At 58.6% G+C, this 14013-nt stretch carries 11 protein-coding genes and 1 pseudogene; 9 read left to right on the top strand and 3 right to left on the bottom strand.

All coding sequences use genetic code 11. The annotated features are described in order from the left end of the window. The first annotated feature begins 537 nt into the window (after positions 1-537). The 3 genes from rfbA to LQ955_RS12480 are packed head-to-tail and all read left to right on the top strand — an operon-like array spanning position 538 to position 3814. Positions 538-1407, top strand: a complete 870-nt coding sequence (gene rfbA, locus LQ955_RS12490; RefSeq protein WP_231028132.1) for a glucose-1-phosphate thymidylyltransferase RfbA — start codon at positions 538-540, stop codon at positions 1405-1407. A 4-nt stretch (positions 1408-1411) separates the two neighbouring features. Continuing rightward, complete coding sequence (gene rfbB, locus LQ955_RS12485) at positions 1412-2410, top strand: dTDP-glucose 4,6-dehydratase (RefSeq protein ID WP_231024853.1); 999 nt, start codon at positions 1412-1414, stop codon at positions 2408-2410. Continuing rightward, a complete protein-coding gene (locus LQ955_RS12480) occupies positions 2411-3814 on the top strand; it encodes a sugar nucleotide-binding protein (RefSeq protein ID WP_231024852.1) in 1404 nt (467 codons plus the stop codon). It abuts the gene before it with no gap. 503 nt (positions 3815-4317) lie between these two features. Here LQ955_RS12480 and LQ955_RS12475 read toward each other — a convergent pair. Both LQ955_RS12475 and LQ955_RS12470 read right to left on the bottom strand, forming a co-directional pair. Next, entirely contained in the window at positions 4318-5553 is a 1236-nt protein-coding gene (locus LQ955_RS12475; protein ID WP_231028027.1) for an IS256 family transposase, read from the bottom strand. A gap of 108 nt (positions 5554-5661) precedes the next feature. After that, positions 5662-7686, bottom strand: coding sequence for an acyltransferase family protein (locus LQ955_RS12470; RefSeq protein WP_231024851.1), 2025 nt, complete (start codon positions 7684-7686; stop codon positions 5662-5664). Positions 7687-8358: 672 nt separating this feature from the next. Between LQ955_RS12470 and LQ955_RS12465 the strand changes: the two genes are divergently transcribed. The 6 genes and pseudogenes from LQ955_RS12465 (at position 8359) to LQ955_RS12440 (ending at position 12287) form a co-directional block, all read left to right on the top strand. Next, entirely contained in the window at positions 8359-9438 is a 1080-nt protein-coding gene (locus LQ955_RS12465) for a hypothetical protein (protein ID WP_231024850.1), read from the top strand. 156 nt (positions 9439-9594) lie between these two features. Next, a pseudogene (locus LQ955_RS12460) lies at positions 9595-9702 on the top strand (transposase); the annotation flags it as partial. A gap of 191 nt (positions 9703-9893) precedes the next feature. Then, positions 9894-10679: a CoA transferase subunit A gene (locus LQ955_RS12455; protein WP_231024849.1), complete on the top strand. Its 786-nt coding sequence runs from the start codon at positions 9894-9896 to the stop codon at positions 10677-10679. After that, positions 10679-11338 (top strand): 3-oxoacid CoA-transferase subunit B, encoded by a 660-nt coding sequence (locus tag LQ955_RS12450; RefSeq protein ID WP_231024848.1) that lies wholly within the window; start codon positions 10679-10681, stop codon positions 11336-11338. Before LQ955_RS12455 ends, LQ955_RS12450 begins: the two co-directional genes overlap by 1 nt. Positions 11339-11435: 97 nt before the next feature. Next, complete coding sequence (locus LQ955_RS12445; protein ID WP_231024847.1) at positions 11436-12029, top strand: acyltransferase; 594 nt, start codon at positions 11436-11438, stop codon at positions 12027-12029. 96 nt (positions 12030-12125) lie between these two features. Beyond that, positions 12126-12287, top strand: coding sequence for a hypothetical protein (locus LQ955_RS12440; RefSeq protein ID WP_231024846.1), 162 nt, complete (start codon positions 12126-12128; stop codon positions 12285-12287). A gap of 113 nt (positions 12288-12400) precedes the next feature. Here LQ955_RS12440 and LQ955_RS12435 read toward each other — a convergent pair whose 3' ends face one another. Next, on the bottom strand, positions 12401-13846 hold the full coding sequence (locus LQ955_RS12435) for a BNR repeat-containing protein (RefSeq protein WP_231024845.1): 1446 nt from the start codon (positions 13844-13846) through the stop codon (positions 12401-12403). Positions 13847-14013 lie beyond the last annotated feature (167 nt).

The raw sequence follows: 14013 nt of genomic DNA, 5'->3' as shown, positions 1-14013 counted from the left end.
CTCCTCCGTCGCGCGTTCTCTCGACGACGCTTGTGCCGCTGTCGCAACTGCCCTTCGTTGCTCGAAACCCGATTCCATCGGTCGTCAGACCGAGAAGACGAAAGTCAGCGCCAGTGGTTGGGGCGGGGATAGTCGGGTCCGTCGATCCCGCTCCTGGAGTCGGAGTAGGGCTCACGGATGAGGTCGGAGCGGGCGATTCGCTCGGGAAGGTCTTGGGCGGCGAAGTTGTCAGAGATTGGGTACCCACTCGAGGTTGAAACGCAAGCACGACGAGTGCCGCATCGAGACACAGAAAGGCCACGATGCCGACGATCAACCACGACACCCGGCTGGTTCGATTCTTCGCCATCAAATCGCCCCAAGCGGTCTGGTCGAATGTGTTTGCACGTGAGTCCTCCGGAGTTCGTCGTGAACCGGCTTCTTCGACGGAGATTTCTAGGGAGATCCAAGCCTACGGGGAGGCGCCACTTCTTTGCCAGTGAGTTGGAGGAGATCGTCGATTTGGCTGAACACCGACTCATCCTTCATGCTGGTGCGATGAGGGGAATCATCTTGGCGGGCGGCTCGGGCACAAGGTTGCACCCGATCACGTTGGGAATCTCGAAACAGCTTGTGCCGATTTACGACAAGCCCATGATCTACTACCCTCTCTCGACTCTGATCAACGCTGGCATTCGAGAGATACTGATCATCACGACGCCTCACGATGCAGAGCAATTCAAACGGCTCCTCGGCGATGGCAGTCAGTTTGGAATCTCCCTGACCTTCGCGGTTCAAGAGACACCCAACGGACTTGCCCAAGCGTTCGTCATCGGAGCATCGTTCATCGGCGACGAATCTGTGGCTCTTGTGCTCGGTGACAACATCTTTTATGGCCCCGGCCTCGGAGCGAAGCTCTCTCGGTTCAACAGGATCGACGGTGGTGCGGTGTTCGCATATTGGGTGGCCGAGCCATCGGCATACGGGGTGGTCGAATTCGACAAAGCGGGCAAGGCTCTCTCGCTGGAAGAGAAGCCGAAGCATCCGAAAAGCAACTACGCGGTACCGGGCCTCTATTTCTACGACAACGATGTTGTAGAAATAGCGGCGGGTCTATCGCCATCGGCGCGCGGCGAATACGAGATTACCGATGTCAACAGTGCCTATCTTGCCGCAGGGCGACTGAAGGTAGAGGTACTTCCGCGAGGAACGGCGTGGCTCGATACGGGAACTTTCGATTCGATGACCGACGCGAGCGAGTACGTTCGTACGATCGAACGCCGGCAGGGGTTGAAGATCGGCTCTCCTGAAGAGGTGGCGTGGCGTCAGGGTTTTCTCAGCGACGACGAGCTGCGTGAAAGAGCCAATAAACTGATGAAATCAGGCTACGGTGCCTATCTGATTGAGGCTATCGAGCGGGGGAAATGAACCAATGAGCAAAATTCTGGTAACAGGTGGGGCTGGCTTCATCGGTTCGAATTTTGTTCACTACGTTCTCGAAAACACCGAGAATACGGTGACCGTGCTCGACTCTCTGACCTACGCGGGAAATCGGGCCTCCCTTGAGGGGCTGCCGGCAGACCGTTTCGAATTCGTCAAAGGCGACATTTGTGACACTGCCCTCGTAGAGGAGCTTTTCATTCGCCACGATCAGGTGGTGCACTATGCCGCTGAATCGCACAACGACAACTCACTACATGATCCCCGCCCGTTTCTCGACACCAATATCATCGGTACGTACACGCTTCTCGAGGCCGCGCGTCGGCATGACACCCGATTTCACCACATCTCGACAGATGAGGTTTACGGCGACCTCGAACTGGATGATCCCCAACGATTCACCGAATTGACACCTTACAACCCGTCAAGCCCTTACTCATCAACGAAAGCTGGGTCTGACCTTCTGGTCCGGGCATGGGTGCGATCGTTTGGGGTTCGCGCGACGATCAGCAACTGTTCGAACAACTACGGTCCCTATCAGCATGTCGAGAAGTTCATTCCTCGTCAGATAACCAATGTTCTGACGGGGGAACGGCCGAAGCTCTACGGGGCGGGTGAAAACGTGCGCGACTGGATTCACGCGAACGACCATTCGTCGGCAGTGCTCGCCATTCTCGATCGGGGCGTCGTTGGCGAGACCTATCTCATCGGTGCCGACGGGGAGAGGAACAACGTTGCCGTCGTCGAGCTGATTCTTTCTCTGCTTGGGCAACCCGCTGACGCATACGACCACGTCGTCGATCGAGCCGGGCACGACAGGCGCTACGCCATCGACTCGTCGAAGTTGCGTCGCGAATTGGGTTGGCTGCCGGCGTATTCGAACTTCGAGAGGGGTTTGGCCTCAACAATCGACTGGTATCGCCAGAACGAATCCTGGTGGCGGCCGCAGAAGGCCGCGGCAGAGGCTCGATATAAGCAGCAGGGGCAGTGAATGAGTAACGAACCCGCATCGTTGACAGTAACCGCTACACCGATTCCTGGGCTGCTGCTAGTGCAACTGCCGGTTCATGCAGACAATCGCGGCTGGTTCAAAGAAAACTGGCAGCGCGAAAAAATGGTCGCGGCCGGTCTGCCCGATTTCGGCCCTGTTCAGAACAATGTGTCGTTCAATGCCCTGGCGGGCACTACTCGAGGCATCCACGCCGAGCCATGGGACAAATTCGTCTCGGTCACTACGGGTCGTGTGTTCGGCGGGTGGGTGGACCTTCGCGAGGGTGAGAGTTTCGGCGCCGTCTTCACCGTGGAGATCGGCCCGGGTCAGGCGGTTTTCGTGCCCCGCGGAGTCGGCAACTCTTATCAGACGCTTGACAACGACACGTCGTATTCCTATCTCGTGAACGAACACTGGAGTCCTCACGCCTCATACACGTTTCTGAACCTGGCCGACGAAACCGTGGCGATTCCATGGCCGATCGATCTCGACGACGCCGAGCTCAGCGAGAAAGACCGCGATCATCCCCGACTCGGCAAAGTGATGCCGGTCGCATCCAGAAAAGTGCTCGTTCTGGGCGCGAACGGGCAACTGGGCAGAGCGTTACGTCACAAGTGGCCGGAGGCAGAGTTTCTGGGCCGTGATGAGTTCGACCTCTCTGATCCGCGGAGCTTCGCTGGCGTGCGCTGGTCGGACTACCGCGTCGTTGTAAACGCATCGGCTTTCACTGCGACGGATGCCGCAGAGACCCCCGAAGGGCGCGTAGAGGCCTGGCGCACGAATGTTTCGGGGGTCGCGCAGTTGGTCATGGAAGCACAAAAGCACTCCTTCGTTATTGTTCATGTGTCGAGCGACTATGTTTTTGACGGTCTAGCGCGCGAACATCACGAAGACGAGCCCCTTAGTCCGCTTAGCGTCTACGGTCAGACCAAAGCTGCCGGCGATGCTCTGGTGTCGACGGTTGCACGGCACTACATCGTAAGAACGAGTTGGGTGGTGGGCGACGGCCCGAATTTCGTTCGCACTATGGTCGGGTTGGCCGCCCGAGGCGTTTCTCCGAGCGTTGTCGATGACCAGGTCGGTCGTCTTACGTTCACGGCAGACATTGCTGGTGCCATCGATTTTCTGTTGACCACTGCGGCGCCATTCGGAACCTACAACCTCTCAGGTGAAGGGCCGCCGCAATCGTGGGCCGATGTCGCCCGTCGTGTTTTCGAATTGGCCGGCCGCCAGCCAGACGCCGTCGATGGCGTCAGTACAACGGTTTATTACGATGGCAAAAGCGCCGCGCCGCGCCCCACCAACAGCCTATTGGCGCTCGACAAGATCGAATCGCTCGGCTTTGTGCCGGGCCTGGTAGACGAATCTCTGCGAGCCTACGTCGAGGCTTTGCTCGACGAGTGACATTTCAGGCGATCGACGATTTCATTAAGAGTTGTGCCGGGTGTTGCAAACTGGAGTCCCGCTGCCGCAGGCTCTGAAGCAAGCCGACACGCCGGGGGAACCATGCTTACGATCGCCAAGACCTGCTCAGAGCACAATCTCGTAATGGTTCGCGGGCAAGAGACTCTGTGTCCGTTCTGCCTCCGCGACCAGAAGTCCGATTCGATGGCGTGACTTCGGGTGTTGCTTCGCCCGTCTGCTCCGTTACCTCGCCGTCACATCTTCTGAGATGACAGTCGGCTTCTTCCCTTGTCGATGTAGGTCAGGAACTGATCGCAGATTTGATTGCCTTGACCAGAAACGGAGTCATCGTCAGTGCCCACGTGGATGTCAGATGGCCTATGGAATCCCGATAAACAACGGTGTCTCCGATGACCGCCGGGCAGAAATCAGAGTCGCAGTAGAAGGTCACGTCCCGCGTAGTGGTGGAGTTTCTTGACACCGTGCGGGGATCAATTCATTGATTATGCGGCAGCGAGTTCGGGGATAACAACCACCTCCTCGACCTCGTTGAGTGTGGTGTCGAGTTCCTTCATTGAGGCTTCGGAAAAGTAGCGTCGCTCGCCGGCTTCCCATTCGTCGTGCTGCTCGACGAGGACAGATCCGGCGAGGCGGAGCATCGCGGCGGGGTTCGGGAACACGCCGACGACGTCGGTGCGGCGTTTGATTTCTTTGTTCACCCGTTCCAGCGGGTTCGTGGACCAGATCTGACGCCAATGCTTCGGCGGGAAGCTCGCGAACGCGAGCAGGTCCGGGCGGGCGTCGTTCAGCATCGTCGCGACTTTCGGGTGGGAGCGTTCCAGCATTTTCGTGACCTCGTCGAACTGGCCATTCACATGCTCTTTGTCGGGTTGGGCGAAGATCGTGCGAATGATCGAGCCAACCATCTCCTGCGATCCTTTCGGGATCACCGCGAGCACGTTGCGCATGAAATGCACCCGGCACCGCTGCCACGACGCACCCTGCACCGTCACGGTGATCGCCTTGATCAGGCCGGCGTGCGCGTCGGAGATCACGAGCCTCACGCCGTTCAGGCCGCGGGCTTTCAGGCCGCGGAGGAACTCGGTCCAGAATGCCTCGTTTTCGCTGTCACCGACGTCGAAACCGAGGACTTCACGGTGCCCGTCAGCGGCGACACCGACCGCGACAACGATCGCCTGTGACACGACCCGATGATTCACGCGTGCTTTGCAATACGTCGCGTCGAGGAACACGTACGGGTACGCCTGCCCGGTCAGGTCACGATCCCGGAACGCAGCAACCTCCTGGTCGAGGTCAGCGCAGATGCGTGACACCTCCGACTTCGATATGCCCGTGTCAGCGCCGAGCGCTTTCACGAGGTCATCGACCTTTCGGGTCGAGACGCCGTGCAGGTACGCCTCCATCACGACCGCGAACAGTGCCTGATCAACTCGGCGGCGTCGTTCCAGCAGCGACGGGAAGAACGTGCCCGCCCGCAGTTTCGGGATCTTCAACTGCAGATCCCCAGCCGTCGTGGTCAGCAGGCGTTGCCGGACCCCGTTTCGTTGCGTGACCCGATCGGTACTGCGTTCGTAGGGTCCGGCGCCGATGAACGCGGCAGCTTCCGCGTCGATCAGTTCCTGGTACAGCGTTTCGGTCGCGACCCTGACCCGGTCGCTGACATCAGTGAGTTTCAGTTGGCCAAGCAGCTCGAGCAAGGCAGAATTATCCAGAGCCATCGTGCGTGAGTCCATTCCATGAGTAGCTTTAGTCGGTGCTCATCGACCATCGCACGATGGCTCACCACGTCGACAACACGACGCTCAGGCGGTCCGAAATTCCACCACTCACGGGGACGCAACCCAGTAGAACGAAGTCATATCGACCACCTGAACGCCTGGCACCGCCTTTGCGGCTTCGATTTGGTTATCGGGTTGAGAACTGGGCGCGCTTCCACAGTCATTGTTGGCAGGGTCGAAACCGACGCGTTGTACGCACAACAGAGCGTCGTCCGTGATAGCGGGAACGTCCGCGACCACGATCAGCTTGGCGCCAGTCGCCACGATCGCCTGATATTCCTCCGTGAACCCTTGAACGGAGGCTTGTTGCACTCGAGCGGCCGTTGTGATGACCACGTCGTAGGCAGGCATCGCGACCAGGGCATCCAGGATTGGTTGGTGCGCCGCGCACTTGGGAAACGCCTCTGTAGAAAGCAAGCATTGGTTGCCGATATAGGCATCCATTTTCCAACCTTGCGCGTTAGCACTCGGGGCGAGTGCCGTGAGAAGGTCTTGTCCGTGGCTGTCCCCGACGACAGCGACTCGGAGTGGTCCGGCACCAAAGTGACAGACATCGATTGGTTGGCCGGCGTCGATCCAGCACGATGACTGGTTGTCGCCTTCGGCATCGCCGGCAGCGGGACGAAGAACCCCGTCAAGTGAGGTGAGTGAGCAGCCGGAGGTTGAATCGCGCACCGGAGCGCCAACGCACCGAGCCGCTTCTGCCTTGGCCGCGGCCGCCGCCTTCTGCTGGGCGAACAACGTGTCTTGGGGCGACGCTGACGTGCTCGGATTCGGAGCCGACCCAGCAATCGCGCTTACCGCGGGTGGTTGGAAGGCGATGACGACGACGACCACGGCGGCCGCTGCTGCCACTGCCAGGGCGCCGTATTTCAGCACGCTCTGGGTTCCTCCGAAGCGGCTGTATCGGGCGCTCCGACGCCGTCGCGCCCGTCGTCGCCGTCGCGCCGCCGTTCGCTTCTCCTCCGGTGTTGCAGTCAACCAGCCAGATTTACGAATGGGATTTTCAACCAGAAAATAGCCCGCCATCGATAGTGCGGCCGTCGCGAGAAGAGCGGCCACGAAGTACGTTGGCGACGTCTCGGGAAGCACGGCAAGCAGAAGAATGATGACCGGAAAATGCCAAAGGTACAGCGAGTACGAAAGGTTCCCAACATGCTGAGCGCCTCGGTTTGTCAGGGGCCATAGATACGGCTGTGATGCATTCTCTCCCGCAAGTAACACGAGCCCGGTTGAGAGGACTGGGAGTATCGCGCCTGGAGCTGGAAACCCGGCTGAGGTGACGACGAATAGTGAAGTCAGGATTCCGATCAGGCCTACCCAGCCCATAGCCGTGCGCAACGCTATGTTCTGCGTGGTGAATTTGTAGGCAAAGATTGCTAGGAGCGCGCCCACCCCAAGCTCCCAAGCGCGGCTGAAAGCGTTGAAGTAAGCCCAGTTTGGGTCCGTGGAGCTGAGGAAAAGTGAATAGGCAAATGAAGCAACTGTTATCGATCCGATCGTGAGGCCTAGAGCGAGACGGCTCTGACCGTGAGTCCATTTGAAAATGCCGAACCCGATTGCGAGGACGGCGAGCATCAACCAGGGCCACACGAAGTAGAACTGCTCTTCCTCGGCCAGCGACCAAAAGTGCTGAACTGGTGAGGGAATCTGGGCGGTTTGGAAATAATCGGTTCCTTGCAGCCCGAGGTTCCAGTTGCCGGCGAAGACCGCGGCCCAGAGGGAGTCGTTGAGTGTGCGGGCGAACCTGATGCCAGGCGTAAGAAAGTAGGCGGCAACAACGGTGGCTATCAGCACGAGAAGCGCTGCGGGCAGAATCCTCTTGATTCGGCGCGCATAGAATTTGGTGAAGGAAATGTGGCCTGTCTTCGCGTGCTCTCGAAGCAGTAGACCTGTGATGAGGTATCCACTTATGACAAAGAAGATGTCCACGCCGACGAAACCGCCGCCGGGCCAGTGGAAAAGATGATCGACGATCACAGCGACGACCGCGATCGTTCGCAGCCCCTGAATGTCGGGCCGGAATACAGATTTCGGTTTTGTTCGGACGTCATTGCCCGTAGTAGTTGGCATCGCGTTCCCCTCGTGATGTACCAGGGGAAGGCTATCGTGAATCTGTCTCAGGTGCACATCTGTGCATCTCACAAGGTCGAACGCCGGATCTTCTTGCGTTGAACGGGCGGCACCCTCGAAGAATGATTCACTCATCCACTTCCGTAGAGTCCAGGTGGGCTCAGTCGCGTTTCACTGTCAAGCGTTCTTCTGGATCAATCTGCCGGAGATATGGGACACTGATCTGAGGCTGGTGAGTCTGGGGGAGACATGCGGTTGTCGAGGTGGGCGGCGGGTGTGCTCGTCGCTACAGTGATTTTCGGTTCAAGCGCGGCTGCTTCAGCAGCAGATGCTTCTCCGACCGGGGTGTTGTCGTCTCGCGTGGCTTCGGCAACACTCAGCCCCGCGCCTACGCCCACGATCGAAGGTACCGCCTACAGTGGTCTCACTCTGAATGCTCATCCCGGTATCTGGGGGCCAGGCACGGTGGGATTGGCCTACCAGTGGTCGCGGTCAGGCCAGCCGGTGCCTAACGCCACCTATCGAACGTACCGATTGGGCCCGTCGGACATGGGCAAGCGGATGGCCGTGACTGTCACTGCGACAAAGCCCGGGTACCTCACCGAATACCGCACATCGATTCCTACCGCTCCAGTCACAATAGGAACCTTCACGGCGACGTTGCCACTGAGAGTGACCGGTACGCTGAAACTGGGGGAGACGCTCACGATGCATTTGCCCACTTGGTCGCTCCAACCCGATCAGGTGGATTATGGATGGCGTCGCGATGATGGCGCGTCCATCGCTTTCAATACGACGACTTACGTGGTCACATCGGCGGACGCCGGTCACACAGTAACGGCGGTCGCAACAGCCTTCAAGACGGGCTACGCGAGTACGAAAACCGTAGTTGAGTCAGCGATCCCGCCGCTCAGCGTTCTCGCGTCCGCGCCGATTCCGACAATTGTAGGTGCGGCACAGTTCGGTTCGACTTTGAACGCTCTGTCAGGAATCTGGGGACCGCAGCCCGTCGATCTTCGATTTCAATGGGCTCGCGATGGCTTAGCCATCGTTGGAGCAACAACTCGAACATATGTGCCCGGTCTGCAAGACATCGGCACTCACCTGACGGTTGCCGTGACGGGGTCGAAGACATATTACGCAACGGCTTCTCGTGTCAGCGCTCCCACGGCAGCCATCGCACCTGCGACCCTAACTCTGACGAGGGCGCTCACCGTCACCGGTGACCCGGTAGTGGGCCAGTCACTCAGCTTCACCATGCCTACCTGGTCGCAGAAACTCGACAACCTCGTGTCTGGGTGGCGTCGCGACGGTGTGCCAATTCCTGGTACTCGAGGTGGCTATGCCTACACAGTCAGGGTGGAAGACGTTGGCCATGTCATTTCGGCTTTTGCCACTGCGTCGAAAATCGGTTATACGTCTGACACGCAAAGCGACGTGGCGCCAGCCGTGACGTATATTCCACTCGTCATCACTAGACCGATGTCTGTCAGCACGCCGAGCGGAATCGTAAGCGCTGGTGGGTTCGGTGATGTGCACGTCGGAGACATTTTGACTCTGACTCTGGCGACCTTCAACGTGCATGACTACCAAGATCTTCAGAGCTGGCGCGCTAGCACCTCATCGGTATCGTCGACATACACGGTCTCTTCGCACGACGTCAATCATGATGTAGTCGTGACCCAACGGGCTGCACTCGGTTATCCCTACAATGGGCAGGTATTCACGGTCACACTTCATGTTGTGCCGTAGGTGAACAGCGCTGGGCTGTCGCACGATCGCGACGATGGACGCGGCACGCGAGTCTAAGAACGCGAGGAGAATAGCCGCCAACCAAGCCAGACTTCCGTTGGCTTGTCTACGTCGCTGGCAGTCAGCAGTGTTGTCGATACCTTCCACTTGACGCCTTTCGCTCAGCTCTACGGGGCGAAGGCGTCTAAAGAGACGATCTCGAGAATCACCGACACAGTCTTCGACGAGATGCAGCCCTGGCAGAGCCGTCCGCTGGACGAGCTCACGTTTCGGGTCACCGTGGGTGTGTGGGAGTGTCCCGTGAATGGGGGCCCGCCTGACATTTCTTCGGTTACAAGCCCCAACTTGGGGCCGTGACAGGGGCGTAGCGGTTTGTTTAGCTTGTCGCCTGAAGAGTCGCAGGGATGGGTGCGCGAGATTCGCGATCCGAATGGAACCACGGGAAGACCGGTTTTATGGACAAGACGATGGTGTCGGCCCTTGAGGCGGTCTGCCGAATAGCGAGTGGCTCGTCAATAGCCGTTGGAGGGTTCGGTGCGGCCGGCGTACCAGATGCACTAGTGAACGCGCTACTCGACAGTGGGGCAACGCACCTCAAGATCATCAGCAACAATTGTGGCCTCGACGGGTGGGGTCTTGGAAAACTGCTCGAGGCAGGACGAGTCGATAAGGTCATCGCATCGTTCATCGGCAACAACAAAGAATTCGAGCGGCAATACCTCGCCGGGCAACTCGAGCTCGAATTGACTCCACAAGGCACTCTGGCGGAACGAATGCGAGCAGGTGGCGTGGGTATCCCGGGCTTTTACACTGCAGCTGGGGTGGGCACACTGGTTGCAGAGGGCGGCCTTCCGATGAGATACGCGGCAGATGGCACCGTACAGACCTATTCGCTGCCAAAAGAAACTCGAATACTACATTCGCTCGGCCAGCCACGTGAATATGTTTTCGAGGCTGCAATCCGGTCGGACTACTCCTTCGTGCGAGCAACCCGAGGTGATCGTCACGGCAATCTCATCTTTGACAAGTCGGCCCGCAACTTCAATCCCTTGGTCGCGATGTGCGGCGACACAACTTTCGCCGAGGTCGAATCAATCGTTGACGCCGGAGAACTCGATGCAGACCACATCCACCTGCCCGGAATTTTCGTAGACGGTGTGGTGCTCCTTCAGGACGAGCAGGTACGCACTCCCATCGAAAAACGCGTTACCCGCCAGCGGATACTTGCCGAGGCGCACTGATGGTCTGGACTCGCGAAGAAATAGCGGCCCGGGCGGCCCGGGAATTGGTCGACGGAAGCTATGTAAACCTTGGCGTCGGAATTCCCACGTTGATACCAGCGTTCGTTTCGCCGGATAGTGCCGTGGTGTTGCACTCAGAGAACGGGATACTCGGAGTCGGCCTGCACCCATTTGAGGGTGATGAAGATCCGAACCTTATCAACGCGAGCAAAGAGACAGTCACCGTCAATCCCGGTGCGTCCTACTTCGACTCGGCTACGAGCTTCGGAATGATCCGCGGTGGCCGCATCTCGACTGCGGTGCTGGGGGCTATGCAGGTGTCCGCGAGGGGCGACATCGCGAACTGGACTGTTCCCGGACAAGTCGTTAAGGGTATCGGCGGAGCAATGGATCTAGTGAGCGGTGCGTCTCGGGTGATCGCGTTGATGAGCCATCAGACCAAAGACGGTCGCTCGAAATTCGTCGAGGCTTGCGACCTTCCTCTCACAGGAAGGCGGTGCGTGAATTTGATCATCACCGATCTTGCCGTCATGGACGTCACTGACGGTGAACTCTGGTTACGCGAGTTAGCGCCGGGAGTGACGCTCCGCGATGTGCAAGCAGCAACTACTGCCTGCTACCGAATAAGGCCAGAAATCTGCAGCTTGGTTGCCGCATGAGCCCACTCCTTGAACACGATCCTTCCAGAGCAAATCTCCACGCTGCCTCGGTTCGAGAAGTAGCCAAGGCAGGTCCGACACGAAAGAGTCTCAGTCAATGATGAATATCTCCCCGATCAGCGTATGCCGCCGCCTCTGGCCAGGCCTGTTGCAAGAAGTCTGGGCGAATGGAATCGCTGCGACACCCTTCGTTCCTAAATATTTGCGGTACCTGTTCTTACGGGCGCAGGGTTTTCATATCGAAAAGAGCAGAATCAACGCACACGTGCGATGGTCCGGATCAGGGACCGTCTCGATCGGTGTTGGCGTTGGAATCAACCAATACTGCGATATCAACCACAGTGCATCTGTGACGATCGGTGCCGGAGTCGCGCTCGGTCGCGGAGTGATGATCATCACCGCGACACACGAGATCGGTGACAATTCCCGACGGTGTGGACCGGGAATGTTGGCTCCCGTCACCATCGAGGAGGGAGCATGGCTTGGTGCCCGCGTCGTGATAATGCCCGGAGTCACGATCGGCAGAGGCGCTGTAGTGGGTGCCGGTTCGGTCGTTACCAGGAGCCTTGCCCCGAACCGTGTGTACGCCGGATCACCGGCCAAAGCCATACGTGATCTGACCGGTCAGGTACGGCCCGTCAGCGAAATGATTCGTACCCAAGGATCTCCTGAACTACAACGTGCCAGTTGATCGAATTGCCCGGTGCAAGCTGGCCTAGACGGCACCTCCGCATGAGTTCCCCGCGAACATCCCAAGAAACGCGAACACCCTAAGAAAGGGGCCACAATGAAGTTGCTCGCCCAGACCCCGCAACTACCGCACTACGACCGCATCACGGCTCAGATAAGAGCGGACAAAGCTGAACACAAGTCAACCGACCCCGACTATCGCGCACGGCTGCGTGCCCTGAAGAAGCAACGGCGCGAAGGCCCCGGCGTGGAAGAGTGACTGGTGAGCCCGCCTCCTAGCCTCGAGAACGTCGTGATCGAACAGAATGCGCTCCGCCCGTTGGCGACGATAAGCCTGTCGCTTCGCGCATCTGTAGAGAGATGCACCTGCGGCTACTTACGGTGAACCTTTCGTCTATGCAAGAGCATTACGATCGCAAGCCCGATGGTGAACACCAACAGTACGAACAGGCCGATGGGCACACTGAGGGTCAGCTCGACGTGCGGGTGTGCCGCGACCGGCTCCTCGGATCGATGGTGATTTAGCGAGGGCGGGGCGTCTATTGGCACAAACGAGTAGACCACAATGGGTTGCGGTGGGGGCGTCTCGAGAAACGGCTGGTCTTGATTGTAGCCTTGAGACTGCCACTTGAGCACATAATTCGTATCACCCACGTTGTCGTAGACCAGGCGTACTCGGGTATACGGATCGGTGGCCGTGAGCCGCGTTATCTCCGTTGGAAGTTTCGGCGTGGGGCTCGCTACTTGCGCGATGACCCGGTAGGACGGATCAACCACGATCACTCCGCTTGCACCAGACGTCGTCCCTGAACATCGGAATGAAAGTTGCAGATTGCCGTCGGGAAGGGCTGTGGTTGCACTTACTGCGATTTGGGCGTCGAGCGTGCCGAACCCGGAGAATTGCCATGCTCCGGTCCAGTGGGTGATTTGGGTCGACGACCACCTGTCCGACGAATCGAGGTGTGCGACGAAGAGCTGGTTCGATCCTGAGGAGTCGAACTTGGAGTAGGAAATGGTCGGAGAACCACTCTCGTCGACGCCCACCTTCTCTTGATTATTGAACACCCCGCTGTTTTCAGGGAAGTCGTCAACGACCACGCCCGCAGTGCCATAGGTGACCGGCAGGCTCACGGCAGTGCCCGCGATGGTCTGCCAGTGCACGAGATCGCGACTGCGCATGAATGACAGGCGGCTGTTAGTGACGATGTCACCGGTTCGTCGCCAGACCCATGTCACGTCGAAGAATCCGTTGTCGTCTGGCGTCGGGTTGATGGTCAAATAAGCGCTTCTCTTCGGCGAACTTGAAGTGCCGTCGAATAGCGCTGTGCTGAGGAGCGGCGACCATGTCTTCGTCTTGACGTTGTAGGCGTCGAGGTAGGCGTCGCCGTCACCACTTCCACCCTGGCGGTAGCTAAAGACGAGATCGTTGTTTGCCGTGTGAAGGAACGTTGGGTATGTCACGTGCGACTCGATGCCGTGATCGACCAATACGGGAACGTTGATCAGCGAAGTTACGTCTCCGGTAACCGTGGTAACCCAGTACGCCAACGGTGAGGCATGCATATTGCCGGAGACGTGTAACTCGCCGGTGCTGTCGACCGCCAGAGCGATGTAGTCGTGCGAATCCCAACCGGTGACGGCCATGGGGCCTGGAATGGAGTACGTCCGCCACGTGGTTTCGCCGACCTTTCGATGGGCAATGGTCATTCGTCGATCGGAGTTGTAGTAGCCCACGTATTGGTCTTCATGGTCGGTGACAAGAGCTTGCTGCACGTAGTCACCCGACCAGGTCGTGCCGACCTGGCTCTGATCGACCAAGCGCTGCGCTGGAGCTGCCGGTAGTGAGTACGAGTCGTTTGTCGAGGCTGGGGTGCATTGCAGATTGTTTGGCTCGGTCTCGGCTGCTCCGGCACTAGCCCCACCTATTGTTGCGGGAATGCCGGCAGCCAGAATCGCGACAAACGCGACGAGAAGCCGAAGTGGAG

The sequence above is a fragment of the Subtercola endophyticus genome (assembly GCF_021044565.1).
Lineage (GTDB): Bacteria > Actinomycetota > Actinomycetes > Actinomycetales > Microbacteriaceae > Subtercola > Subtercola endophyticus.
The sequence above is the reverse complement of the archived record's forward strand: the minus strand, read 5'-3'. Positions and strand labels throughout refer to the sequence as shown.